The sequence below is a fragment of the Desulfosporosinus acididurans genome (genome assembly GCF_001029285.1).
GTDB classification, from domain to species: domain Bacteria; phylum Bacillota; class Desulfitobacteriia; order Desulfitobacteriales; family Desulfitobacteriaceae; genus Desulfosporosinus; species Desulfosporosinus acididurans.
On sequence record NZ_LDZY01000002.1, the window covers coordinates 102,946 to 127,962 of the forward strand.

Annotated in this window: 23 protein-coding genes; 17 read left to right on the forward strand and 6 right to left on the reverse strand. The window is 42.4% G+C overall.

What is annotated here, in order from left to right; translation table 11 throughout:
* Positions 1–70 precede the first annotated feature (70 nt).
* The 11 genes from DEAC_RS02540 to hydE all read left to right on the forward strand — a co-directional run bounded on the left by DEAC_RS02540 (position 71) and on the right by hydE (position 13,464).
* On the forward strand, positions 71–1,180 hold the full coding sequence (locus DEAC_RS02540) for a ParM/StbA family protein (protein WP_047808481.1): 1,110 nt from the start codon (positions 71–73) through the stop codon (positions 1,178–1,180).
* Positions 1,177–1,632 (forward strand): hypothetical protein, encoded by a 456-nt coding sequence (locus DEAC_RS02545; protein ID WP_047808482.1) that lies wholly within the window; start codon positions 1,177–1,179, stop codon positions 1,630–1,632. Before DEAC_RS02540 ends, DEAC_RS02545 begins: the two co-directional genes overlap by 4 nt.
* A gap of 307 nt (positions 1,633–1,939) precedes the next feature.
* Positions 1,940–3,109: a cache domain-containing protein gene (locus tag DEAC_RS02550; RefSeq protein WP_047808483.1), complete on the forward strand. Its 1,170-nt coding sequence runs from the start codon at positions 1,940–1,942 to the stop codon at positions 3,107–3,109.
* Positions 3,110–3,542: 433 nt separating this feature from the next.
* A complete protein-coding gene (gene nuoE / locus DEAC_RS02555; RefSeq protein ID WP_047808484.1) occupies positions 3,543–4,031 on the forward strand; it encodes an NADH-quinone oxidoreductase subunit NuoE in 489 nt (162 codons plus the stop codon).
* Positions 4,032–4,094: 63 nt separating this feature from the next.
* Positions 4,095–5,981: an NADH-quinone oxidoreductase subunit NuoF gene (locus DEAC_RS02560; RefSeq protein WP_047808485.1), complete on the forward strand. Its 1,887-nt coding sequence runs from the start codon at positions 4,095–4,097 to the stop codon at positions 5,979–5,981.
* A 22-nt stretch (positions 5,982–6,003) separates the two neighbouring features.
* On the forward strand, positions 6,004–7,746 hold the full coding sequence (locus DEAC_RS02565; RefSeq protein WP_047808486.1) for an NADH-dependent [FeFe] hydrogenase, group A6: 1,743 nt from the start codon (positions 6,004–6,006) through the stop codon (positions 7,744–7,746).
* 222 nt (positions 7,747–7,968) lie between these two features.
* Positions 7,969–8,223 carry a TM1266 family iron-only hydrogenase system putative regulator gene (locus tag DEAC_RS02570; RefSeq protein WP_047808487.1) on the forward strand — a complete coding sequence of 85 codons (255 nt, stop codon included), beginning with the start codon at positions 7,969–7,971 and terminating at the stop codon, positions 8,221–8,223.
* Positions 8,224–8,228: 5 nt separating this feature from the next.
* Positions 8,229–9,647 (forward strand): [FeFe] hydrogenase H-cluster radical SAM maturase HydG, encoded by a 1,419-nt coding sequence (gene hydG / locus DEAC_RS02575; protein WP_047808488.1) that lies wholly within the window; start codon positions 8,229–8,231, stop codon positions 9,645–9,647.
* A 17-nt stretch (positions 9,648–9,664) separates the two neighbouring features.
* The gene (locus tag DEAC_RS02580; protein ID WP_047808489.1) at positions 9,665–11,071 is read left to right on the forward strand and encodes an aspartate ammonia-lyase; all 1,407 of its coding nucleotides are present in this window, start codon (positions 9,665–9,667) and stop codon (positions 11,069–11,071) included.
* A gap of 18 nt (positions 11,072–11,089) precedes the next feature.
* Complete coding sequence (gene hydF / locus DEAC_RS02585; protein ID WP_047808490.1) at positions 11,090–12,334, forward strand: [FeFe] hydrogenase H-cluster maturation GTPase HydF; 1,245 nt, start codon at positions 11,090–11,092, stop codon at positions 12,332–12,334.
* A gap of 74 nt (positions 12,335–12,408) precedes the next feature.
* On the forward strand, positions 12,409–13,464 hold the full coding sequence (gene hydE / locus DEAC_RS02590; RefSeq protein WP_047808731.1) for a [FeFe] hydrogenase H-cluster radical SAM maturase HydE: 1,056 nt from the start codon (positions 12,409–12,411) through the stop codon (positions 13,462–13,464).
* Positions 13,465–13,575: 111 nt separating this feature from the next.
* Here the strand turns inward: hydE and DEAC_RS02595 are convergent, their stop codons facing one another.
* Genes DEAC_RS02595 through DEAC_RS02605 form a run of 3 tightly spaced genes read right to left on the reverse strand, consistent with a single transcriptional unit; the run spans position 13,576 to position 16,378 of the window.
* On the reverse strand, positions 13,576–15,117 hold the full coding sequence (locus tag DEAC_RS02595; protein WP_047808491.1) for a sensor histidine kinase: 1,542 nt from the start codon (positions 15,115–15,117) through the stop codon (positions 13,576–13,578).
* On the reverse strand, positions 15,107–15,784 hold the full coding sequence (locus DEAC_RS02600) for a response regulator transcription factor (RefSeq protein ID WP_047808492.1): 678 nt from the start codon (positions 15,782–15,784) through the stop codon (positions 15,107–15,109). Before DEAC_RS02600 ends, DEAC_RS02595 begins: the two co-directional genes overlap by 11 nt.
* 33 nt (positions 15,785–15,817) lie before the next feature.
* Positions 15,818–16,378, reverse strand: a complete 561-nt coding sequence (locus tag DEAC_RS02605) for a UBA domain-containing protein (protein WP_047808493.1) — start codon at positions 16,376–16,378, stop codon at positions 15,818–15,820.
* Positions 16,379–16,728: 350 nt separating this feature from the next.
* Between DEAC_RS02605 and DEAC_RS02610 the strand changes: the two genes are divergently transcribed.
* The 5 genes from DEAC_RS02610 to DEAC_RS02630 all read left to right on the forward strand — a co-directional run bounded on the left by DEAC_RS02610 (position 16,729) and on the right by DEAC_RS02630 (position 20,767).
* The gene (locus DEAC_RS02610) at positions 16,729–17,556 is read left to right on the forward strand and encodes a DUF1906 domain-containing protein (RefSeq protein WP_053006260.1); all 828 of its coding nucleotides are present in this window, start codon (positions 16,729–16,731) and stop codon (positions 17,554–17,556) included.
* Between the two features lie 765 nt (positions 17,557–18,321).
* A complete protein-coding gene (locus tag DEAC_RS02615) occupies positions 18,322–18,891 on the forward strand; it encodes a PadR family transcriptional regulator (protein ID WP_047808494.1) in 570 nt (189 codons plus the stop codon).
* A 2-nt stretch (positions 18,892–18,893) separates the two neighbouring features.
* Positions 18,894–19,541, forward strand: coding sequence for a VC0807 family protein (locus DEAC_RS02620; RefSeq protein WP_047808495.1), 648 nt, complete (start codon positions 18,894–18,896; stop codon positions 19,539–19,541).
* 34 nt (positions 19,542–19,575) lie between these two features.
* Positions 19,576–20,118, forward strand: a complete 543-nt coding sequence (locus DEAC_RS02625; RefSeq protein WP_047808496.1) for a flavodoxin family protein — start codon at positions 19,576–19,578, stop codon at positions 20,116–20,118.
* Positions 20,099–20,767 carry a flavodoxin family protein gene (locus DEAC_RS02630; protein ID WP_047808497.1) on the forward strand — a complete coding sequence of 223 codons (669 nt, stop codon included), beginning with the start codon at positions 20,099–20,101 and terminating at the stop codon, positions 20,765–20,767. Before DEAC_RS02625 ends, DEAC_RS02630 begins: the two co-directional genes overlap by 20 nt.
* A gap of 170 nt (positions 20,768–20,937) precedes the next feature.
* On the opposite strand, the gene DEAC_RS02635 is transcribed toward DEAC_RS02630, so the two are convergent.
* Complete coding sequence (locus DEAC_RS02635) at positions 20,938–21,189, reverse strand: hypothetical protein (RefSeq protein WP_047808498.1); 252 nt, start codon at positions 21,187–21,189, stop codon at positions 20,938–20,940.
* Between the two features lie 70 nt (positions 21,190–21,259).
* Positions 21,260–22,504: an MFS transporter gene (locus tag DEAC_RS02640; RefSeq protein WP_047808499.1), complete on the reverse strand. Its 1,245-nt coding sequence runs from the start codon at positions 22,502–22,504 to the stop codon at positions 21,260–21,262.
* A gap of 144 nt (positions 22,505–22,648) precedes the next feature.
* On the opposite strand from DEAC_RS02640, the gene DEAC_RS02645 reads away from it, so the two are divergent.
* On the forward strand, positions 22,649–23,533 hold the full coding sequence (locus tag DEAC_RS02645) for a LysR family transcriptional regulator (RefSeq protein WP_047808500.1): 885 nt from the start codon (positions 22,649–22,651) through the stop codon (positions 23,531–23,533).
* 58 nt (positions 23,534–23,591) lie between these two features.
* Here DEAC_RS02645 and DEAC_RS02650 read toward each other — a convergent pair whose 3' ends face one another.
* On the reverse strand, positions 23,592–24,893 hold the full coding sequence (locus DEAC_RS02650) for a homocysteine S-methyltransferase family protein (protein ID WP_047808501.1): 1,302 nt from the start codon (positions 24,891–24,893) through the stop codon (positions 23,592–23,594).
* Positions 24,894–25,017: the final 124 nt, after the last annotated feature.

Here is a 25,017-nt window from a genome sequence, read left to right on the forward strand (position 1 = left end):
AATGGTAAGTATTAGTAGTTTGGCAAAGATTATGTGGATTTTAATAGAATCTTGGCGAGGAGGAACGAGTGTGCTTGACAGTGATATTCTCATAGCCGGAGCTGATCCGGGATTTGGAGCAATTAAACTGGACACCCGCGATACGAAGATCTTATTTCCTGCGGTAATCTGTAAAGGCAATGAACGGATTTTCTCAACCTTAGGGAACATTATAATGGATAAGGGTTCAGACATTGAAACCCAAGTCTCTTCGCTTGATGTAATTGTTAAGAATAATTCAACAGGTGTAGAAAACCATTATTTTATGGGGAGTTTGGCGGAAAGCTTAAACCCTAATGAAGCTCACTATTGTTGGGATGAAGATAAATCTTCTGATGAGGAGGCTACTTCATTATTAGTAGTTGCTTTAGCCCTAGCTCAACAAAATCCAAAGGTTAATGTCTATCTGGGGACAGGTGTACCGGTAAAATACTATTCGAGCTTGAAGGAAAAGTATGAAGCTGAGTTAAAGGGATCCTTTTCTGTAAAGTTCCTCTCCGGTCCTTTAGAAGGAACAACACGTCATCTAAATATTCTTCGCTCACGAGTGCTCCCGCAGAGTTATGGTGTGTTTATAAAAGAAACTCTCGATGAATACGGACTTCCGACGAATGAGAAGCTTTTTAACGGCTATGTTGTTGTCATCGATGTCGGTTTTCGAACAACGGATATCGCAACTTTTTATGACGGCGTTATGCTTGATCCTCCAAACTCTTTCAGTATTGAGAAAGGCTTGAAATGGGCGTACACTGGTGTGGCGGAAAAGCTTAAAGAAATGACAAGTTCTCACGCCAATCCTATTGAGACGGATGATAAAGAACTGGATAAAATATTTCGTGTTAATCAAGGACAATATCCATGGAATAATGGCTCCTTAAATCTTAATCCAATTATGCAAACTATGTTAGCTCAACTGGGAGCAGATATTACCCGAGAAGTGAAGAAGACCCTAAAACCAATGCTTGGCAAAATACACACGGTTCTCGTAGCCGGAAATGTTGGCGAAAAGGTATTTGCACATATTCAAATAGAAAATAAAACCTTAATTGAAAATCCACAGTTTGGGAATGCTGCGGGATTTAGAATAATGGCTTCGACCTTAATCAACTCATTAACTAAGAAGGAAAATTCTACAGTATGATAACGCCTTTACCGTCCTCTATTCTACTGAATTTTAATGAGGCTGACACGGAACTTTGGCAGGATTTGCAACAAATTGAGCCGGATTTGCGAAATGATTTCATTAAAGAGGCCTTGTGCATGATGTTCAAATGTTGTCACGCTGCGAAGAGATTTCTGCCACAGTCGGCCATGATGAGAAGCGGCGATGTTCTGCAACGTTCCGAGAGCCATGGTATTCATGAGCATTACGACTCCAAAGGGATTGAGGAAGATTATTCTCAGGTAGATTCCCAAGTGGATTCCTTTTCTCTGGAGGCGTTGTTTACTGAAGGGACGGTTCTTAGCAGAAGTGAAAACCAATCTAAATCATCACTGGGATATCAGCATCTTATGAACAATGTTATCGGACTTGAGGATGATGAAGAGGTACTAAAGGTATTGCAAGACCTTTCCAATCATAAGACTAAATAACTTCCAACAGGGCTTATAGGTTAAAAGTAGTCAGTCAATATGTTTTCTGGTCATGGCAAAGGGCGAGTATACTGTTTAAATTAAGCAGTGTTCCTGCCCTTTTGTGTGATTAGCGGAATGATGCGGATAGCGAAGTGATCTTCGAATCAAGTAGGGCGCATGAAATTTGAGACAAATCTTAAATAATAGTTGTCCCTCTATAAAATTATTTATTGATTTCTCAAAAAAAGAGGTTTTTCTGATTAATTCGTGAATATATTGTATAAAGTATAAAGTTTTTTAGGTTCAACGAAAGAGGTGCACCCACTTGCGTTCGCTCAGACATAAACTGTCAATCTTGCAGCTGGTTTCACTTATTATTTTGGCAGCGAGCTTAGTCATGATTTTTGGCTGGTATATGAAGGACCGTTTAACAGTTGATAGTTCTTCAAAAGCTCAATCAGATTTGACAATATGTAAGGAATTTATTGACTTGAAATATCCTGGTTCATGGGTCGTAAGAGACGGTGAGCTGTATAAAGGGACTACCAAAATGAGTCTCAACAGCGATATTGTAGATCATATCTCCCAGATAACGGGGGATACTGTCACAGTCTTCTTAGGAGATACACGATCGGCGACTACACTTCGCAGTTCCAATGGTGAACGAGCCATTGGAACTAAGGCTTCAGATAATGTAGTTACGACAGTTCTTAAAAATGGTCAGGTGTATCTTGGGAATGCTGATGTCATTGGCCAGCCGTACCAATCAGCTTATGCTCCCTTACGAGCGGAAAACGGCGTAATTATTGGGATGCTCTATGTTGGGATTTCTCAAGCTTCAGAGCAGGAATCTCTTAAAAGATCCTTGGTAACACTGGGGGGGATAGGACTGGCCTTAACGGCCTTAATAGCGCTCTTCGCTGGACTTTTTCTTCGTAAACTAATTCACTCTTCTTTCCCGGAGGACATAGGCAGGCCGCTGCAGGAAGCTGCCGCTGGGCAAAATCCATCCAGTTCTCCTGGTGCTGCGGAGATAGAGAAACTTGAAGATGCTCTTATCCAGATGGCTGAGCAAATTCAAACCTTAACAGGTGAAATCAATAAGTCAACAGCTACCATTCATGAAAGCAGCCCGCCAAAAGGGAGCCTCAATACTATGCTTGAGCAACTCAAAGATTTTGAACCAAGTAATGAATTTCCCTCAACAGAAACTATCTCTCAAGAGTATGAACCATTATTTGGACTGGATACTCCATGGAACAGTGGAGCAGATGCCTTGCCCAAAGGGCTGAATAAAGCAACTCTTAACCAGATCGTTCACTATCTGGAAAAAAATCGTCGGCCGATTTCTACAGAAGAAGTAGCAGAAGGGGTTAAGCTGACTCGAGTTACCGTACGTCGTTACCTCGAATTTTTAGAACAGTGTGGAGCTTTAAGATCTGAACAGAAATGCGGGACGGTCGGACGACCTGTGAAAATTTTCATCCCTCTTTAAAAATAGAGCACAAAATCATTGCGGAGAATTTAGGGAGGTATTGACTCAAAGGAGCTGGTTATTTTATTATGAAATAAAAGACGAGTTTATTTTTACTCGTCTTTTTATTTGTGGATTGAACTGAACATTGGGACTCTACCCTCACTTGTAGAAGTTGGGGTCTTAAAAACTGTATGAATTATATAAGTCTTATTGACTTTAATAATTAAGCTCACTTTAATAAAGCATTTTAATTATTTTAATTATGTTAACAAACAAGACAATTCAAACTAATCACGCTAAACTATGTATACAGCGGAACTTTTCAGTAATTTCAATCTATTGAGTGGTTGCTCGAAGGGCGAAAAACAAGTAACTAAAAAGTGATTAGGGGAGGAAGATGAAGGACAGCACTACTTTGTTTTGAAATAAATTTAAGAGGAGGAGGATTTTAATGTGCAACAGCGATTCGCCAAATGAGTTCGCGCAAAAGTTAGATAATTATATTGACAGCTTGCCTAATAAAAAGGAAAATTTGATTGCAATTCTACATTATGCTCAGGAAATATATGGCTGGTTACCAGATAACGTTCAGTGGCATATTGCTCAAAAGCTCGACATACCCTCGGCCAAGGTTTACGGAGTGGTGAGCTTTTATTCATATTTCACTATGAAACCTCGAGGAGAACATGTTGTTAACGTATGTATGGGCACAGCCTGCTTCGTACGTGGAGCTGAAAAATTAAAAAATGAACTAGAAAATCAATTAAAGATTAAAGCCGGCGAAACTACTCCCGATAATCTCTTTACGTTAGAGACTTTGCGCTGCGTTGGAGCCTGCGGCCTTGCCCCTGTCATGATCGTTGATGGAGAAGTCCATGGAAAAATGCATGAGCCCCAAGAAATCAACGAGGTTCTGGCGAAGTATCGTCCGGAAGGATAAATAAATATATGCTGACAAAGTAGATGGATGTGTGAGAAGCGTCATCGAAGGAAGGGAAACCAAATGAAACTTAAAGATACCGAAGAATTAAATGTTTTGAAAGCTCAAAGTCTCAAGCTTATTGAAGCCCGCCTAGCCAAAGAAGGGGTGGATACTAAAAATGCCGCCGGTTTAGTCAGACATATATTGGTCTGTGGGGGACCGGGGTGTCATTCCTCAGGCAGTCCGCGAATTGCTGAAGTTTTAGAAGAAGAACTTGATCGTGCAGGATTAGCGGATCAAATAAAGGTTTTTGAACCCGGTTGTTTTGGATTCTGTGAAAAAGGTCCTATGATCCAGATTCATCCTGATAATGTTACGTATTGTGAAGTTTCTCCTGAGGATGTCTCTACTATTGTGCAAGAACACTTAATTGAAGGGAAGCAAGTAGAACGCCTTCTATTTATGGATCCCAACACAAAAGAACGTTTTGCTGCGAACATTCCCTTTTATAATAACCAACTGCGCATTGCCTTGCGCAACGTTGGCTACATTGCGCCGGAAAATATTCTGGAATATATTGCTGCAGATGGTTATCAAGCATTAGCCAAAGTTCTTTTTCACATGACTCCTCTGGAAGTTATCGATACTCTTAAAGTCAGCGGGCTGCGAGGGCGCGGCGGGGCTGGATTCCCAACAGGTGTGAAGTGGGAATTCACTCGCAGGAGCGAAGCAGATCAACGCTATATTATCTGCAACGCCGATGAAGGTGATCCGGGTGCTTTTATGGATCGCTCAGTTTTGGAAGGGGACCCTCATAGTGTTCTTGAGGCAATGCTTATTGCAGGTGCAGCGATTGGATCTTCACAGGGATATATTTATGTTCGGGCAGAATACCCTGCCGCTATCCATCGTTTGAAAATCGCTATTGAACAAGCACGTGAGTACGGCTTGCTTGGCAAACAGATTTTGGGCAGCGATTTTGACTTTGACATTGAACTTAAATACGGAGCCGGTGCTTTTGTCTGCGGTGAAGAAACGGCACTTATTCATTCTATTGAGGGATCAAGGGGAGAACCTACAGTCAAACCTCCATTCCCTGCCCAAAAGGGACTGTGGGGTAAGCCTACTTGTGTCAACAATGTGGAAACGTTAGCTAATATTCCGCCCATTATTTTGAGGGGTGCGGAATGGTTCGCTAAAATCGGGACTGAAAAAAGCAAAGGAACAAAAGTATTTGCTCTGGCCGGAAAAGTAAATAATGTTGGCTTAGTGGAAGTTCCTATGGGAACAACCCTGCGCGAAATTATTTTTGGCATTGGCGGGGGGATTAAACGCCATAAAACGTTTAAAGCAGCTCAAACCGGAGGCCCTTCCGGCGGATGTATTCCGACAAAATATTTGGACTCTCCCATAGATTATGAATCATTAATGGCCATTGGATCCATGATGGGTTCCGGCGGACTTATTGTTTTAGATGAAGATGACTGCATGGTGGAAATTGCCAAGTTTTTCCTGGAATTTACCATGGATGAATCCTGCGGACGCTGCACAGCTTGCCGTGTGGGAACAAAACGACTGCACGAAATTTTACAAAAAATTACCGAAGGCCGCGGCACCCTGGAGGATCTGGAAAACTTAGAAAAACTGTGCAATATCATCAAGGATACTGCCCTTTGCGGCTTGGGGCAAAGTGCTCCAAACCCAATTCTTTCAACCCTGAAATATTTCCGGGATGAATATATTGCTCATATTGTTGATAAAACCTGCCCGGCGGGCGTATGTAAGAGTTTGTTAAAATACGAAATCACCGAGAAATGCGTTGGCTGCGGCCGTTGTGCCAAACAATGTCCCACGCGCGCCATTAGCGGTTCACCGAAAAAACGTCATGTTATTGACCAAGAACGTTGCCTAAAGTGTGGGGCCTGTATGGAACAATGCCGAGTCGATGGCGCCATTATTCGTCACTAAGGCCCGTAAAGGAGGACTCCCTGTGGATATACATCTAACTATTAATGATATACCCCTAACCGTTCCCGAAGGAACGACGATTTTAGAAGCAGCACGAACCATAAATATAGATATTCCGACATTATGTCATATGAAACTCCACGAAATGCATTATAATAATAACATAGCTTCTTGCCGAGTCTGTGTTGTGGAGATTGAAGGCCGACGCAATTTAGCCTCTTCTTGTTCAACTCCTGTGATGGAGGGAATGGTCGTAAAAACTGACTCCTTGCGGGCTATTCAGGCTCGAAGAGCCATGGTTGAGCTGCTGCTTTCGGACCATCCAAAGTCTTGTTTAACCTGTGCCAAGAACATGGATTGTGATCTGAGAAAACTGGCTGCAGAATTAGGTGTGCGTGCCATCAGCTATGAAGGGGTAGAATCCGAGTTTGAAATTGATCAATCCAGTTCATCAATTGTTCGTGATCCAAATAAATGTATTCGCTGCCGCCGCTGTGAAACAATGTGTAATGAAGTTCAGACCGTTGGAGTATACTCGGCAATGGGGCGTGGCTTCGAGACAGTGATCAAAACTGCGTTTGATTTACCCCTCAGCCAAACGGCCTGTACGTTCTGCGGACAGTGTTTGGCGGTCTGTCCGACTGGTGCTCTGACTGAAGTAGACCAAGTGGATAAAGTTTGGAAAGCTCTCAACGATCCTAATCAATTTGTGGTTGTTCAAACTGCACCGGCTGTACGGGTTGCTCTGGGAGAGGAATTTGGTATGGAACCGGGGTCGATTGTTACAGGCAAAATGGTAGCTTCCCTGAGACGCCTTGGATTTAATCGAGTTTTCGATACGGATTTCGCGGCAGACTTGACGATTATGGAAGAAGCCAGCGAACTTGTACACCGAATACAACATGGCGGCCGTTTACCATTGCTGACAAGCTGCTGCCCTGCCTGGGTTAAATTCTTTGAACATCAATTCCCTGATCTCTTAGACATCCCTTCAACGTGTAAATCTCCGCATCAAATGATGGGAAGTTTGATTAAGAGCTATTATGCTAAAACGTTAGGTATTGATCCCAAATCCATCACGGTTGTTTCCGTAATGCCCTGTGTCGCTAAAAAATATGAAGCGGCTCGTCCGGAACTAGCTCAAAGTGCCGAAACTGCTGATGTAGACATCGTCATCACAACTCGTGAACTTGCTCGCATGGTTCGCGAAGCCAGCATCCATTTTGATCATCTTAAGGATGAAGAGTTTGATCACCCGTTAGGGGAATCAACAGGTGCAGCCATTATTTTTGGAACAACAGGCGGAGTTCTGGAAGCGGCCCTGAGAACAGCCTATGAAATGCTGACAGGAGAGGCTCTGGAAAAAGTAGAGTTTGAAGCCCTCAGAGGTATGAATGGAATTAAGGAAGCCGTTATCCCTATCGCAGGAAAAGACTATCGAATCGCTGTTATTCATGGTCTGGGCAATGCTCGCACTGTGCTGGAGAAAATACGGGCCGGTGAAAGCGATTATGATGTAATTGAGATCATGGCTTGTCCGGGAGGATGTATCGGCGGCGGCGGTCAGCCCTATCATCATGGCAATATGGAAATTCTTAAATCCCGTGCAGCTGCTATTTACCGCGAAGACCGTGCCAAACCATTGCGTAAATCTCACGAAAACCTGGCAATAGTCGCTTTGTATAAGGATTACTTAGGCGAACCCTATGGAGAGAGAGCTCACAAATTACTGCATACCAGTTATACGGCACGCAGAAAAATTTAATGGTTGTCTCCGATCATAGCCATGTCTACCCCATAGAACTGAGACTAATTTCATATTAATCATCGACTGTGTTGGGAGTTTCCCGTCATGGTGGATTCATTAGAACAATGATCTAATTGCGAAGATAAATCTGAGCAAGAGGAGAAGGGTGAAATTAAAGCTAATGTTAGAAAGCCTTCTTACTTTTGTGGGAGGCTTTCTTTATTTGGAGGAATTGAAAGCATGGATAGTAGAATCGGAGTGGTAGGGATCGTTATTGAAGAATTTGAAAGCGCAAATCTGGTCAACGAGACGCTGCATGAGTTGGCGAGCATAATTGTTGGGAGAATGGGGATTCCACGCAAGGAGAGAGGAATAGCGATTATTTCGCTGATTGTTGAAGGCACTACTGATGAAATCAGTGCTCTCACAGGAAGACTTGGAAAAATAAAAGGAGTTAACGTCAAATCAGCTTTAACTAAAAAGACGGGGGAGTAAAGACTATGTATAATTGTAAGTCAAAAATTGCAACAGAGTTTATAGATGACAGTGAAATTCTGGCCACCCTTGCCTATGCGCAGGAAAACAAAAGAAATCGTGAACTGATTGATGCTCTGATAGAACGTGCCAGAGACTGCAAGGGCTTAACTCATCGCGAGGCTGCCGTTCTGCTGGAATGCGATCTGGAAGATGAGAATGAAAAAATGTTTAAACTCGCCAAAGAGATTAAGCAAAAGCTTTATGGCAACCGTATTGTCATGTTTGCTCCGCTCTATCTTTCAAACTACTGTGTAAACGGCTGTGTGTATTGCCCTTACCACCATAAAAATAAAAATATATCTCGTAAAAAACTATCGCAGGAGGATATTGAGCGAGAGGTTATCGCTTTACAGGATATGGGACACAAGCGCTTAGCTTTAGAAACAGGAGAAGATCCTGTGAACAATCCCATTGAATATGTTTTGGAGAGTATCAAGACTATTTATAGTATTAAGCATAAAAACGGAGCTATTCGTCGAGTCAATGTTAATATTGCTGCAACAACCGTGGAAAACTATCGTAAGCTGAAAGAAGCAGGCATCGGTACGTATATTCTATTCCAGGAAACCTATAACAAAAAAAGTTATGAGGAACTGCATCCCACCGGACCAAAGCACGACTACGCCTATCATACTGAAGCAATGGATCGTGCCATGGAGGGCGGTATTGATGATGTGGGAATCGGAGTTTTGTTCGGCTTAAATATGTATCGTTATGACTTTGTTGGTCTACTCATGCATGCTGAGCATTTAGAGGCAGCAATGGGCGTGGGTCCGCATACTATCAGCGTTCCGCGCATCCGTCCTGCCGATGATATCGATCCTGAAAACTTTTCCAATGCCATCTCAGATGATATTTTTGCAAAGATTGTAGCCGTAATTCGTATTGCCACCCCTTATACGGGAATGATTATTTCCACCCGTGAATCGCAAGCAACCCGTGAGCGTGTACTGGGCTTGGGCATATCCCAGATAAGCGGAGGCTCAAGCACCAGTGTTGGCGGATATGTTGAACCGGAAACAGAGGATGATAATTCAGCACAATTTGAAGTTAATGATACCCGTACCTTGGATCAGATTTTAAACTGGCTCCTGGGAATGGGGTATATCCCCAGCTTCTGTACGGCGTGTTATCGTGAAGGGCGTACAGGGGATCGGTTTATGAAACTTGTTAAGTCCGGGCAGATTGCCAACTGCTGTCAGCCCAATGCTTTAATGACTCTCAAAGAATATCTGGAGGATTATGCTTCGCCGGATACCAAGAAAAAGGGTGAGGCAGTCATTGAAAAAGAAATTCCCAATATACCTAATGAAAAGGTTCGGGCAATTGCTTCAACGCATTTGAACGAAATTAAGGATGGAAAGCGAGATTTTCGCTTCTAACTCCTGGAGGATGTAAAGTGAACGTTAGAATAGAAAAGGACAATATCGGTGAACGGGAAATTCCAGAATCAAGTTATTACGGAGTTAATACGAAACGGGCTCTTGAAAACTTTGATTTAGGGACGAGAAGTGTTAATCGAAAGCTGATTTATGAAATAGCCTTAATTAAAAAAGCAGCAGCAATGGTTAATCATCGTTTAAAGAAATTGACGAAGGACAAGGCACAAGCTATCATTAAAGCCTGCGAAGAAATCATTGAGGGTAAATTTGATCAGGAATTTGTCGTCAATGCTTTGCAAGGGGGAGCGGGAACCTCCACGAATATGAATGTCAATGAGGTCGCCGCTAACAGAGCCATTGAGATTCTTGGCGGAAAAAAAGGAGATTATTATCTTATCCACCCCTTAAACGATGTAAATATGTCTCAATCGACTAATGACGTTTACCCTACTGCCTTGCGAATTGCAGCCATACGTCTGCTGCGAAGGTTAAGCTATTCTCTGGCGGATCTGCAGGAAGCACTCCAGAAGAGGGAAAACGAATTTAGTGATGTCCTTAAACTTGGCCGGACAGAGCTGATGGATGCTCTGCCAATGATGTTGGGGCAGGAATTCGGTGCCTATGCCAAGGGCATCGAAAGGGACCGCTGGAGAGTTTACAAAGGCGAAGAGCGGCTTAGGCAAATTAACTTGGGTGGTACCGCTATTGGCACTGGCATGAATGCTTCGCATGACTATATTTTTATGATCACGGATACTATTCAGGAACTGACAGGACTGGGCTTAGCCCGGTCCGACTATCCGATAGACATAACCCAAAATAATGATGTTTTTGTTGAAGTATCCGGCCTTTTAAAAGCTTGCAGTACAAATTTGCTGAAAATTTCCAATGACCTGCGTCTAATGGCTTCCGGACCTAAAGGGGGCTTGGGAGAAATAGAACTTCCTCAAAGGCAAGCGGGTTCGACCATAATGCCCGGCAAAGTAAACCCTGTCATTGCGGAAATGATTGGTCAAGTGGCCATGAAGGTTATGGCGAATGATTATGCGATTACTTTAGCGGCTTCTTCCGGACAGTTGGAACTTAATTCTTTTATGCCCTTGATCGCAGAAAGCTTATTGGAATCCCTTGAATTGCTGAATCAGGGAGTTATTATCTTCCGGGAAAAATGTATCGAGGGAATTCAGGCTCAAAAAGAAAAATGCCGAGCCAATCTTGAAAGGTCAACAGCATTAGCTGCGGCTCTTGTCCATCATATCGGCTATGATCGGGCTTCTGAACTTGCGGGAAAAGCCTTAAGGGAAAATAAAGCTATAGGCGACGTCTTAAAAGAAGAAACAACCTTATCGGACTCCCGGATTGCTGAAATTCTTAATCCTTGGGAAGTAACGAAACCGGGTATACCGGGAGGACTGGAAAAATGATTTGCCGGAGGAATTTTAATGAGCTTAAATGATGCACCAAGAGGGGTGAGACTTCACCTGGCGCTTTTTGGTAAAAGGAATGCTGGAAAATCCAGCGTGATCAATGCCCTGACTGGACAGGAGACGGCTATCGTTTCCGAGGTAAAAGGAACTACAACAGACCCTGTTTTCAAAGCGATGGAAATCTTACCTATAGGGCCTTGTGTGATCATTGATACTGCCGGTTTTGACGATGTAGGAGAATTAGGAGAGTTAAGGATCAAAAAGACCCTGGAGGTTCTTGATAAGACAGATGTTGCCCTGCTGATCATAGACATTAATCTTGGAATCAGTGACGATGACAATTTAATTCTAAAAACGTTAAGAGATAAGAAAAAGCCGGTCATTGTTGTCTTAAACAAGATGGATACTCTGGACAATTCAGAGGCGGGGAAAAAAGCGTCTCAACTGCAGGAAACTTTAAATACTCCGGTAGTAGCCCTATCTGCTCTCACGAAACAAGGAATCAAAGAGTTAAAAAGCGCAATTACCTCGGTTATTCCGGAGAACGAGGATACTTTCAAAATTGTCGGAGACTTGATTAATCCTGGCGATTTTGTTGTGCTGGTTACTCCTATCGATAAAGCTGCTCCCAAAGGACGTCTGATTCTGCCTCAACAGCAGACGATCCGCGATGTCTTGGAGAGCGACGCCATGGCGATTGTGACCAAGGAATATGAGCTGAGAGAAACCTTAAGCAATCTGGCTAAAAAACCCAAACTTGTTATTACGGATTCCCAAGTGTTCTTAAAGGTTGCTGCAGATACACCTAAGGATATCTTAATGACCTCCTTCTCAATTCTGTTTGCCCGGCAAAAAGGAGATCTCACCGAATTTATCCGAGGAGCGAAGGCCATTGACCGCCTCCAGGATGGAGACAAAGTATTAATTGCCGAGGGTTGTACCCATCACCGCCAATCCGATGATATCGGCAGTGTGAAGATACCCAGGTGGATACGTCAAAGAACAGGGAAACAGATAGAGTTTGAATTCACATCCGGAGTAACCTTTACCGAGGATGTCAAGAAATATGCCCTGATCGTTCACTGTGGAGCCTGTATGATGAACCGGACCGGCATGCTCAGCAGAATAGCGAGTGCTAAAGCTCTCGGTGTACCTATTGTCAACTATGGAATTTTGATTGCTTATGTACAGGGATTGATGAGCAGAGCTCTTGAACCGTTCCCCTTAGCCAAGATGGTTTTGGAAGAAGAGTTCGGTTAATAGTTACAATTTGGCAATTTGAGAGATTCAAGCAGAAAAAATGCTGCCCATGATGGAGGAAATGAGTAGTGACTATGCATAATTTAATTGAGAAAGCCTATCAGACTAACGATCTCTCAAAAGAGGAAATAATTGCACTCATAGAGACTATCAAACCTGAGGAAAGGGAAATTCTCTATAAACGTGCCCTTAAGACAAAACAAAAGTATTATGGAAACAAAGTTTATTTGCGAGGGCTGATTGAATTTTCTAACATTTGCCGTCAAGATTGCTTATATTGCGGTCTTCGAGCTTCCAACACCAAAGTGGAACGATATCGGCTGACACCGGGGGAAATATTGGCTTGCTGTGATAAAGGCTATGAATTAGGTTATCGGACCTTTGTTTTGCAAAGCGGTGAAGATCTTTGGTACACAGTTGAGATACTTAGTGAGCTGATTCGTCAGATTAAGAAACGCTATGACCAAGAGGTGGCCGTCACCTTATCCATCGGCGAGCGGGGAGCGGAAACGTATCAGAGTCTTTTTGCTTCCGGAGCTGATCGTTTTTTGATGCGCCATGAAACTGCCACGGAGGAATTGTATGAATCACTGCATCCGACAATGAGTTTTACCAATCGCAGGGCTTGTTTAAATGCTTTAAAAGAGATCGGGTATCAAGTGGGAGCAGGGTTTATGGTTGGACTTCCCGGACAGACTCCAGCAGATTTGGCAGAAGATCTTCATTATTTAAAAGAACTTCATCCCGACATGATTGGAATCGGACCTTTCATTCCCCACAGCGAGACGCCTCTGGGAAAAGAGAAGGGTGGAACGGTAGACGATACTTTAGTGATGGTGGCTTTGGCACGACTGCTTGTTCCGGACAGCCTTATACCGGCCACAACAGCCTTGGGCACGCTCCATCCCCTTGGAAGGGAGATGGCCTTACAAGCGGGCGCCAATGTTGTTATGCCTATCATTACCCCGACATCGGTAAGGAAACAGTACGCACTTTATGAAAATAAGATCTGCGGCGATGATCATCCAGAGGATTGCCGTTATTGTATTGAGCGAAGAATTCAGGCGGTGGGGCAAGAAGTAGATTTAGGTAAAGGTGATAGTTGGAAGTTTATAGTTGGAAGTTTATAGTAACTGCGCCAAAATTAATTGATTGCTTTCACCCAATTTATCCAATCGTAAGACTCCCACTTCTTGTAAGTGGGAGTGGGTCCCCGTTAGAAAAAGGCCGTTGCTTACGAACTATTTTAGTTCGTTTTGCAGCGGCCCTTTTTTGGCCAAGTTTATATTGTTTTTCTCTTTCATAGTATGATCAGCCTTCTGGTCAGCCGGAAGGACAATGGAAATCCTTGTTCCGATATCTTGTCTGCTTAAAACTTCTATGTGTCCGCCATGACGTTCGGTGATCCACTTAGCAATCGATAAGCCCAGCCCTGTTCCGCCGGTTGCCCGGGCACGGGATTCGTCGGTTCGAAAGAAGCGGTCAAAGATTTTGGAGACTGCTTCAGGGGCAATACCTATTCCTTCATCTTGAACGGTCAGACGGGCCAGATTATCTGAATTGGAAATTAAAATCGTAATTTTTTTACCCGTGGGAGTATATTTCATAGCATTATCTATCAGTATCCTCAGAGCTTGTTTAATAAGGCTTTTATCCCCATTAATGAAAACAGTCATAATTTTTGAATCATAAACATGTCCTTCATCAATCATCTGCGTCTCCCTCAGTACTTCTTCGGCCAGAGCAGATACTTCAAAGGATTCTAATTGTAGAGCCATAGTGTTGTTGTCCCCTCGAGCCAAAAACAAAAGCTGTTCTACCAAGCCCTTCATATTCGCAGTTTCATCTTTGATAGCATCGATAGATTCCTGTAATGTCTTTTCATCGTTTTTTCCCCATCGATCCAGCAGATTGACATACCCTTGAATAACCGAAATAGGTGTCCTTAATTCATGGGAAGCATCTGAGACAAATCGTATTTGGGAACGATAGGATTCATTGATCCTGTCCAGCATTCCATTGATGGCTGCTGCGAGGGTTTTAAGTTCGCTTTGCGTATCTCCCACAGAGATTCTGGTGTCGAGATGAGTAGCATTAATATCGTCTAATTTGCCGGCCAGAACTTCCAACTGTTCCGGAGAGAAAACGCCTTCTGTACTCAAGTTTCGGGCTGTTTGAGCCAATTCCTGAATTGGGCGAAAGGTATTACGGATTATTCTTGCACCTGTAAAAATGCTGCGCAGCAGCATCAAAAGCTCAAAGGTTATAACAATGGCAAACATTATAACAAGGATCTGAAGTGTCTTTTGCAGGTGGAAAGATATTCGATAAGGCTGATCACCGGTTTCAATAGTCACATTATAAGTAATACCAAAAAACCGTCCCCATTCATTTAAGCCTTTGGAATTCGGCAGGTCAATACTCCGAATCCCTGAGGCGGTTTGTTTTGAGAAGTAGGTCTTTAAAGGCGGGGGGATTTGGATACCTTTAGGTTCCCCCGTTGGGGTGGTTATACTGCATTCATTGATGGCAAGCCATTGCTCCGCCTCCGGAGCAGGTAAACCTGATTCGGTGATTAGTTGTGCTGCTGATGTCACAGTTTGTTCGGAGCGTATAAATAAGCCTGCAGCTGCCAGCAAACATAAAAACAAATCCAGAACAAGGAAAATTCCCAACATACGAAAAAACAAGGTTATGTTGAGCTTCCAGACGATAGAAAAACGTATTCTGCTGCTAATACTACTGGAAGAATTCGGGGACTCATTTAGGGATTTATTTTTCATCCTTAATCACATATCCCACGCCCCTTACAGTATGAATCAGCTTGACATTGAAGACCTCATCAATTTTACCGCGCAGGAAACGCACGTATACATCAACAGCGTTAGTTTCCCCTGTAAAATCAAAGCCCCAGACATTCTCCAGCAGCGCTTCCCGTGAGACGACCATGCCCTTATTTTTGAGCAGATAGTGCAGAAGATCAAATTCCCGTTTTGTCAGGTCGATAGGTTTCCCCTCCATTGTAACCTTATGACGGCCGATATCCAGCAACAGGCCGGAGGCGGACAATACTTCGGCGTTTTCGATCGTTGTTTTGCGCAGGGCGGTACGGATTCGGGCCAAAAGCTCCTCAATAGCAAAGGGTTTCGTGATATAATCGCTCGCTCCGCTGTCAAGTCCGAAAACTTTATCCATCACGCTGTCCCGAGCTGTCAGCATAATGATAGGAACGGAGGAGGTTCGGCGAAGTCTGCGCAGGACCTCCATACCGCTTAATTTGGGCAGCATAACATCTAACAAAACAAGGTCGAACTCGCCTGTTTCGGCGAGTTCAAGCCCCGTTCTGCCATCGAAGGCCTTTGTTGTGATATAGCCCTCATAACCAAGTTCAAGTTCGATAAAGCGGGCAATTTTTTCTTCATCCTCGATAATCAATATTTTAGAACTCATGAAACCTCACGTCATTTCTCCAATTTTCCAGGCCTAGATATTAATAGATTTCTTGAGATTTTCAGCAGCATCGGCCGCGCTATCCATTGCCCTATTGACAGTATTATTGCCTAAGTCAGGCCCATTGAAGCGATAGTGTAAACCAAAGAAAAGCCCGATGACAAGAAGGGGAATAGTAACCCAGAAAGCGAAGATCAAGAGCAAGCCGAGTACCGTAACCGGGAAAGAGCCTTTGACTTCTTCTCCCTTAAGCACTTCAAAGGAATTGGAATTTCCCTTGCGAATAATTTTCAGGCAAAATTCCCCGATTTTTTTTATAACGGAGAAAATGGTTTTTCCGTTGTGACAATGATGATGTTGGTGATAATGCTGTTTTCCCCAACAATTGTCTTGATAAGTCTCGGCATTGGGGTCAATTGTTTTTTCACTGCTGTAATAACCGCCTCCTGTTGGGGCAGAAACCTTTCCCTGTTTTTCTAAATAGATAATGGCATCCAGCAAATCTCCATTTGCTGCATCGAGGGCAGCTTTGGCTTCTTCATAACTGATATTTGCCATCGTACATAATTTTTCGACTTGTTCCAGGGTTGTCATTTTAAGAATTCCTCCTTGTTTTCTGTTAGAATACCTCTTCGCAGAATTTCAATGTATGTCGCGGTGCCGCGACTGACTATGTTTGTATTCTAACCTTGAAAACTTCAAGGATAATTTGATAAAAATTAAAATTCCATTAAAAAATTAATGTAACGGATTTGCAGATGTCTAAAAATTCGCTGCCAAGATTTTTTATATAAATACTATCAACGAAGCCCATTTTGTCAATAGCTCACTAAAGTATTTGTCTCTTTTTGCCGCCTTGGGAATTGTAACGATTGGTTCTAAACGAGCGTAACCTACTGTGCAGAAATCTTTTGCTTTAATCAAAGAGAAAGGAGGGTTGAAAGATGAATGGAATTGATTGCGCTACAAGGCTAAATTTAATCAATGTTCAAAATTTAAAAATAGCGGGAATATTAGCGGTCGGACGATACCTTGGCTACAAACAAGGCTGGGCAAAATCATTGACTCCTGATGAAGTTAGATTAATTCAAGCGGCCGGGTTAGCCATCTTTCTTATTTGGGAGTCCAATCCAATTAGGAAAAGTTATTTCAGCTATGCTCAAGGAGCGGCTGATGCCAAAAAGGCTGTTATGGAGGCTGAGTTCCTAAATGTTCCCAATGGAACGGCAATTTATTTTGCAGTTGATTATGATGCTCAGGCCGGAGATATGATTACTATCCAAGACTATTTCAATGGAGTGAAGGATGGATTAGGCGGACAGTTTTTAACGGGGGTCTATGGATCTTATGCAGTTATGAAGGCAATTCAGGCAGATAAATATTTCCAAACCTATGCCTGGTCAAATGGCCAAAAAGCACCAAATCATATTTATCAATATAATAACAATATCTATTTGGCAAGTGTGTTTGTCGATCAAGATTATGTAAATGAAGACGCAGGCTTATGGAAGAGGAGTGACAATATGAGCTTAGATATAGCGGTCTTATTATATACAAAGGAAGATTTTTGGGCAGGAAATGACGTAGCTGTTAAAAATGGAAATTGTGCCTTATTTGTGAGGCCGAGCGATCATTCTGTCCCTAAGGCTGCTATGAGCGCAGCAACACTAATTGTGGTCGGCGGACCTACGACGGGACATCCCAAAGAAGTACTTCTGAGCGGCAATGACAAGTATGATACAGTTGCAGCGGTGAAAAAATATTTAGGTTAAGATCAGATTGTTTTAACTGGGGGGTAGAGTTCACTGAGAATTCATGACGATTTTAAATTTAAACTATTCGTTACAGTACGTTTATGAAACGATAACTTTCAGGGTTTATTATAAGGATACAACACACGTCATTTTAACCCCTCTATCCTGAGGGGGCTTTTTTTGCCTATTAACCTCCCATGATGTTAATACGGTACCATCGGCAGAATGAAATTAGCAATGAGTTTTCTCTCTTGTGGGTGAAGCTCATAACTCCTGAAATCTCTGGATTTTTCAGAGAAGAGTAGAGAATGTTTTTTAGGTTTAACATATTTTTTAATTAAAGTTCATGGAACTATAACAAAAATAATCTATGATAAAGGCAAGAGCTTAAGGTTTAAAACCGAAGCAAGTAAAAGATTGTTATCCGCTGAGCGGTTAACATATTCTCACTTTTCTTCCGTCGTCCTTCCTTTACTCCCCTCTCTATGAGGGGCTTTTTTTTGCCCATAGTGAACTCGTTCAGCTAAAGCTGAATATCGGGGTGGGGGTCTTAAAAACCGGATAAAGTTTATTGATAGATGGCTTGCCTGAATCCTTGCTAATATTATCCTTGCGAAATGAAAGTATTAAGAGGGTCATACTAAGCAATAAGAAAAAATCGCTTTGATTATATTGACACGCATAAAAAATATACCTACAATATATAATATCATTATATATATAACATTTATATATATAATGATATTATACTTGCATAAAACTACGGGGTAAGGTGAGCAATTTATGGCAACTGTTAATAAGACTAAATATGCACTTCTAGGAGTTTTAAACGTAATGCCTTGTTCGGGATATGACATTAAAAAGTTTTGTGATTCTTCTATATCCCATTTTTGGAATGAAAATTATGCGCGGATATATCCCGTACTTAAGGAGATGGAGAAAGAAGGACTGGTAGTTAAGGAAACGGAACATACAGAAGGAAGGCCTTCGAAGAACGTTTATTCAATTACTGAAGCAGGTAAACATGAATTGGCTGCCTGGCTTTTGGAACCGGTTCAAAGCGTTATGGGGAGAAACGAGTTGTTGCTGAAATTATTCTTTTCTTCTGAAGTGCCTCTGGAAAATATCATTGAGAAGCTTGAGAAAGAAAAGGTAAAGCATGAGAAACTTGTCGCTGACTATTTGCAGATGGAAGCTTTTCTGAAAGCAGATGAGCAGGTTAAAAACAGTAAAAATTTTCCACTTTGGCTCGCAACCCTTAGTTGTGGAAGATATAATTCTGAGGCAAGGATTAAATGGTGCCAGGAGACAATAAGATCCTTGACAAATGGCTTCGCTAAGGAAGGAGATTGAACATGAATACCCTTAAATCTAAGGAAGTACAATCTAATCAGGCAGTAACACAAAAATTACTGTCTGAGAACTTTTTTAATCTGGAATTCTTTCTAAGTGTTGTAATTCCCATTATCTTATTTTCTGCTTTTGATCATTTTGACAGGACTCTTACGGGAACAATCACTGCCGGAGTTTGGTCTTTAGGCGTCCTTTTGCTTCAATTCTGCTTCCGACGGAACGTGAATATCTATGGGGCTATTGGCGCAGGTTGTGCTGCGATTGGTCTTATTGGGACTGTTCTGTCAAATGATCCCATCTATTATCTTGTTTCGCCGATTATCATAGATTTAATTCTCGCTGCGATCTTTTTTGGTTCTGTTATATTAGGGAAACCCTTGATTCGGATTTTAGCCGAGTATTCTCTAAAGCAAGGCTTTTCAGAGGAAATACGCAAACAGCCGAAGTTTAAATCGGCCTGGATCATATTAACGATTGCCTGGGGAGTGCTGAGCATAACTCAGGCCCTATTGAGAGTCGTCCTGCTATACACGGTGTCTAAAAATGTTTATTACGCTATAAGTACCGCTTATGGAAATATTTCCACTCCATTGCTGCTTATTATTTCTTTTTGGTTTCCGGGATGGTATTGGAAAAGAAGCAACACATAGAAAAACGTTATAAGATTAAAGGAGGGTATAGGCTGTGAAAGTGCTGATACTCAATGGAAACCCAAAAGCAGAGAACGAGAGCTTCGAGGATTACATTCAAAAATTGGTCCTTGAGCTAAAGAAGAATGGTCATAATACCACTGTGTTAAATCTGAAGGAAATGGAAATAAACCGTTGTATTGGTTGTTATTCTTGTTGGCTCAAAACCCCTGGTAGATGTATTTTTAACGATGATGGCCCCACAATATTAAGGGAATATTTGAAAGCCGATTTTGTTTTATTTGCTTCGCCTATTATTATGGGCTTTATCAGCAGTTTGCTCAAAAGTGTACAAGAACGATGCTTACCTTTGGTGCTTCCGTTTTTGTATGTTAAGAACGATAGAATGCAGCATATATCCAGGTATGAGAAGTATCCGGCAATCGCCTTGCTCCTTGACCATTCGGAAGATTATGATCAGATCAGCGCCAAAATCATAGAAAAGGTCTTCCGGAGCAGCAACAGTCGTAAGTTTCTTTTTACGAAAACTATGAACAATGGTCCTGAGGAGGTCGCTTATGCAATTAACAGTATTTAACGGATCACCAAAGCTTGGGAAAAGCAATACGGAGCTGATGGTGAATGGGTTTCTTGGAGGTTTTGAGAAGACACCGGGTAATGGGTCCAGGGTGTTTAAACTTAATCAATTAAAATCTGTGCAGGAAGCTATAAGCATAATTGAAGACTCGGAGGATATACTGTTGGCGTTTCCTTTGTATTCTTATTCCATGCCGGCAGGGGTTAAGGAATTGATCGAGGAACTTGAACCTTTATGTGGAAAGTGCGGTAATAAGAAGATAGGATTTTTAGTACAATTTGGTTTTAGAGAGGCCATACACGCACGGGCATTGGAGAAATATCTCGAGAAGGTAACTACTCTCTTAAATGGGGAATACTTAGGAACTATTATTAAAGGCGGGTGTGACGGACTGGCGAAGGAATTAAATTCTTCCCACACTAAAAAAGTGCTGAATGGGATCTCTGACATCGGCAGGGTCTTTGGAGAAACAGGCAAGTTCAGTCGAGATCTTCTGGATCAATATTCCAAGCCTGAGACTCAGACGATGCTTTCGAGAATGATAATGAAATCCTTTGTCAAGCTTGCCAATAAATATTACTGGGGAGCAGAGCTTAAGAACAATGGTGTATTTGAAGAAAGCTATGCCCAGCCTTATAAATCTGACTGATCAAAATTTCTCTCTCTGGTTGCTTTCCCTTTAAAACAAACAAATACGCTGAAATTCAGATCATTTAAATGTTATGATATGAATTTCAGCGTATTTTTATAATTCTATATCTATTCTTGGAATAGATGAGCCGTTATCTATAAATTTGAAAGAGGCTGTTGCAAAATGCACTAACTGTTAAGCAATTTAGACTTTACCCAGCTCAAAAGGTTACTAGCGGTATCACATACCCCGATAGCTCCAAAGCCAATTAATAACCCTTCGAGGAGATGTTCCTTTATAGTACCACTTAAAAACAAAAAACTGCTGATAAAGCCCAAAGGGATCGCAAAGAGATGTGCTGTTTTTGGGCTAACCCCATATTTCTCAAGGGTTTCTACGATACTATAAACAATGACTATAAGGACACTGAGGTCTAACATTATCCTCACCCTATCAGAGAATATATCTAGTCCATCATATGCTCCGACAGGTAAAAGTGTGGACTACTTTTTAAACATGAACTGTCTGTTTTCTGGGAGTAAGATTCGCCTTTAGCTGCCGGTGTTTGGAAGTAATGTGGTTCAGGTAAAGCGACAACAGGAAAGCGCAGCTTACGAAACCTAAGATTAGACTAATCACGCCTCCCCAGCCAAATGCTTGCCAGAATGTACCGCCGACGGTTCCGCCCGTACTTGAACCTGCATAATAGAAAAAGAGATAAAGCGATGAGGCTTGAGCTTTGTCACGAATGGCTTGGTGGCCAACCCAGCTGCTGGCGATAGAATGACTACCAAAAAAACCGAAGGTTAGGGAAGCAATCCCGAGAATTTTAATAGCCAGTGATGTCTGTAAGGTGAGACAAGCTCCTAAAGCCATAAGCAGTAATCCAAGCCAAAGCATTTTGTTTCGGCCGTGCAGATCTGCCTGACGGCCCATCCAAGTAGAACTAAACGTACCAACAATATATAAGATGAAAATAAAGCCAACGATTGTTTGACTTAAGGAATAGGGCCGAGCCATTAATTGAAAGCCGATGTAATTATAAAGTGTTACAAAACTTCCTAAAATGAAAAAGGCAATTCCGTATAAACAAAGAAGGCTGGGATCTTTGAGATGGTTAATCATGGATTTTGTCAGCATCTTAATTTCTAGTGGGCGCTTTTGAAAATGTTCTGATGGCGGCAAGAGATAGCAGAAAAGCAAACTGGCCAGAACGCTTAAAATCCCAACGGCACCAAGAGCCACTCGCCAATTGAAGAGATCAGTCAGAATGCCAATAATAATCCGGCCGCTCATCCCACCGACTGAGATTCCGCTGACATAGAGTCCCATGGCAATTCCTAAGTCCCCGCGTTCAATCTCTTCGCTGAGATAAGCCATGGCTACAGCGGGCAATCCAGCCAGAACAATTCCCTGTAGAACGCGAAAGAGAAGAAGCACATGATAATTTGGCACGAAAGCTGTGAACATGGCTAAAACCGAAGCCGAAACCAGAGAAAAAATCATCAGCGGCTTACGCCCTTTGACTTCTGACAAGGATCCGACAAAAAGCATACTAATGGCCAGAGCCATGGTTGTTAAAGAAAGGGATAAACTTGCTGCTGCCGGGGAGATATGAAATTCCCGTGAAAACACTGGCAGTAGTGGTTGTGTACTGTACATAATGGCAAAGGTGTTAAAACCACCGAAAAACATGGCTAAGGTTGTTCGGCGAAAGGTTTTCGTTCCTTTCTTAATATAAGGTTTTTCATTCATGAACGTTCACCTCAATAATTATTTCGCTTATTATCCTACACCTTGACACCTTATTACGTCTAATTTATAATTTGCATCAAATTGATAACTGTAGGTAATGAATAGTAAGACGGTAATTTATATGATTCTGGAGAGGCAATTTTCATGGAATGGACACAATTTCAATACTTTCAAGTTGTAGCTCAACTACAGCATTTTACAAAATCAGCAGAGGCTCTGAATATTTCCCAGCCGGCGTTGAGCCGCTCGATTGCCAGACTTGAAGAGGAACTGGGTGTTCCATTGTTTGAACGTCAGGGGCGCACAGTAGTTCTGAATAGCTATGGCAGAATCTTCCTTAATCGGGTAAACCGCGCTATTCTGGAAATCACATTAGGACAGCAAGAAATTGAGGATTTGATCGATCCTTTTCAAGGCAGTGTTTCTCTGGGATTTATCCATTCTCAGGGTTCGAATCTTGTCCCGGACTTACTGGGAGCCTTTCGCAAAAACTTTCCAGAGGTCCGATTCATGCTTTACCAAAATTTAACGAGTCAAATCTTAGATCAATTAGAAGCCGGGGATATTGATTTCTGCTTTTGTGCCCGGCCGATAGCCCGTGAAAATGTTCATTGGATTCGGTTGTTTACTGAAGAGATTATTCTTATTGTTCCCTGTGAACATCCTCTAGCCCAACGAAAGACGGTTCAGCTTGCCGAATTAGCGGAAGAACTTTTTATTGCTTTTAAAAAAGATGTATCCTTAGGAGAGATTATTGATCGGCTTTTTCAGGAAGCAGGAATTACCCCCAAGGTAACTTTTGAGGGTGAAGAGATTGGAACGATTATGGGATTAGTGGCGGCAAAACTTGGGATTGCCCTTATTCCCAAGATCAAGGCCTTTGATATGAGCGGACTATCCCAAGTTCATGTGTCAGCGCCTTTATGCCAGCGGGTCATAGGAATGGCCTGGATTGAGGGACGATACCTTTCTCCTGCCGCCAAACGTTTTAAAGAATTTGTGATGGAGCATTTTCTCCGTGAAAAATAGCCTCCCTTGGCAAAAGTTCAGGGAGAGAAAAAATCTTCTTTAAAACCAACGAACGGATCTAAAAAGATCCGTTCGTTGGTTTTAAGCTGTCATTAACGATTAATGCACCATAATGCTGCAAGCGAGAAAGTGAGATGCTGGAGTCTGTTGAAAGAACAACTCCTGCTCTCCCGGGATAATATCTTAGGAATTGTTCAGTAATTTCCGGAGACTTGGCTTTAATCATTACAGGCTTTCTAATAAATGATCCAAATTGGCCGGCGAAATCCACAATATCAAAGGTTTCTCGGATATCCCCAAAATCCAGCAGAAGGTAATCAAAAGCATCGGATCGACATTCGTGGGCTAAGCCAGAGAAGCTGCCATCAATTAATGAAGCCATTGCTTCTGGGGTAAGCTTTTTAACTGTGTGTTCCTGGTCAGGGGAAAGTATGAGATGGCTAAAGGCTGACGCAAGGGTCGGCACGGATTTCAGGTTGATTTCCGGGATCTGGAGGCTAGTAAGAGATTTTCTTAGTTCGCGAATAAATTCTGGGGTAGTTCCGCAGCATCCGCCAATAAGCCGGACGCCATTTTCCAGATAATCTTTAGTATATGAGGCAAATTGTTCCGGTGTTTGACGATAAACCAGCGCTCCCTCGATGAGTTCCGGCATGCCAGCGTTAGGTTTTACGCAAAGAGGAACGGAGGCCACAGAATACATTCGTTTTATAGGTTCAATTAAACTTTCCGGGCCGCCTGAGCAATTAGCCCCAACGATTGCAGCACCGAGCGACTGGCAGACGATAGCGCAGGCTTCCGGCGAATTACCAAAGGTTGTCCGGCCATTGGCTTCGAAGGTCGCTGAGGCGATAATCGAAAGTTCCGTTGTTTCTTTGGCTGCTAAAATGGCCGCCCTTAATTCATTTAAATCAATAAAGGTCTCAAAGTTCACAAGGTCTGCGCCGGCATTTTCGATGGCCTTTAAGGATTCTTGGAAGACGTTGTAAGCCTCATCAAAACTTAAATCACCGGCAGGTTCCATAATTGAACCGGTAGGGCCCAACGATGCGGCTATATAGGTTCGGCCGCCAACAGTCTCCCGTGCTAATTTAACGCCTGCTGCCACAAGTTCAGAGGTTTTGTCCCCCAGGTTATGTTTGTCCAGAGTTATTTTGTTACCCGGAAATGTATTGGTTTGAATTATGTCTGAACCGGCTTGCTGATATTCAGCATAGAGATTTTTCACAACGTCCGGATGTGATAAATTCCACTCTTCGGAAGCTTCATGTCCGGTTAGACCTTTCTTTTGGAGCATAACTCCTTTAGAGCCATCATATAATAAAACTCTTTCCTGAATTGATTTCAGAAAGTCATGCAAGGATTTAACCCCCTTTATAGATCAAATTTACTGTCATCAATAACCTCAATACTAACTAAAAATGCCTCTTTAGGCAACTAATATTTGATCCAGCCTTTAAGGCCCTCACTTCTGCTCGGCAATA

Coding starts and splice junctions, on each gene's coding strand:
- DEAC_RS02645 (WP_047808500.1), top strand. CDS start 22,649: ATGGAATGGACACAATTTCAATACTTTCAAGTTGTAGCTCAACTACAG.
- DEAC_RS02595 (WP_047808491.1), bottom strand. CDS start 15,117: ATGAAAAATAAATCCCTAAATGAGTCCCCGAATTCTTCCAGTAGTATT.
- DEAC_RS02635 (WP_047808498.1), bottom strand. CDS start 21,189: ATGTTAGACCTCAGTGTCCTTATAGTCATTGTTTATAGTATCGTAGAA.
- DEAC_RS02610 (WP_053006260.1), top strand. CDS start 16,729: ATGAATGGAATTGATTGCGCTACAAGGCTAAATTTAATCAATGTTCAA.
- DEAC_RS02545 (WP_047808482.1), top strand. CDS start 1,177: ATGATAACGCCTTTACCGTCCTCTATTCTACTGAATTTTAATGAGGCT.
- DEAC_RS02640 (WP_047808499.1), bottom strand. CDS start 22,504: ATGAATGAAAAACCTTATATTAAGAAAGGAACGAAAACCTTTCGCCGA.
- DEAC_RS02620 (WP_047808495.1), top strand. CDS start 18,894: ATGAATACCCTTAAATCTAAGGAAGTACAATCTAATCAGGCAGTAACA.
- hydE (WP_047808731.1), top strand. CDS start 12,409: ATGCATAATTTAATTGAGAAAGCCTATCAGACTAACGATCTCTCAAAA.
- DEAC_RS02615 (WP_047808494.1), top strand. CDS start 18,322: ATGGCAACTGTTAATAAGACTAAATATGCACTTCTAGGAGTTTTAAAC.
- DEAC_RS02570 (WP_047808487.1), top strand. CDS start 7,969: ATGGATAGTAGAATCGGAGTGGTAGGGATCGTTATTGAAGAATTTGAA.
- DEAC_RS02560 (WP_047808485.1), top strand. CDS start 4,095: ATGAAACTTAAAGATACCGAAGAATTAAATGTTTTGAAAGCTCAAAGT.
- DEAC_RS02600 (WP_047808492.1), bottom strand. CDS start 15,784: ATGAGTTCTAAAATATTGATTATCGAGGATGAAGAAAAAATTGCCCGC.
- nuoE (WP_047808484.1), top strand. CDS start 3,543: ATGTGCAACAGCGATTCGCCAAATGAGTTCGCGCAAAAGTTAGATAAT.
- hydG (WP_047808488.1), top strand. CDS start 8,229: ATGTATAATTGTAAGTCAAAAATTGCAACAGAGTTTATAGATGACAGT.
- DEAC_RS02630 (WP_047808497.1), top strand. CDS start 20,099: ATGCAATTAACAGTATTTAACGGATCACCAAAGCTTGGGAAAAGCAAT.
- DEAC_RS02605 (WP_047808493.1), bottom strand. CDS start 16,378: ATGACAACCCTGGAACAAGTCGAAAAATTATGTACGATGGCAAATATC.
- hydF (WP_047808490.1), top strand. CDS start 11,090: ATGAGCTTAAATGATGCACCAAGAGGGGTGAGACTTCACCTGGCGCTT.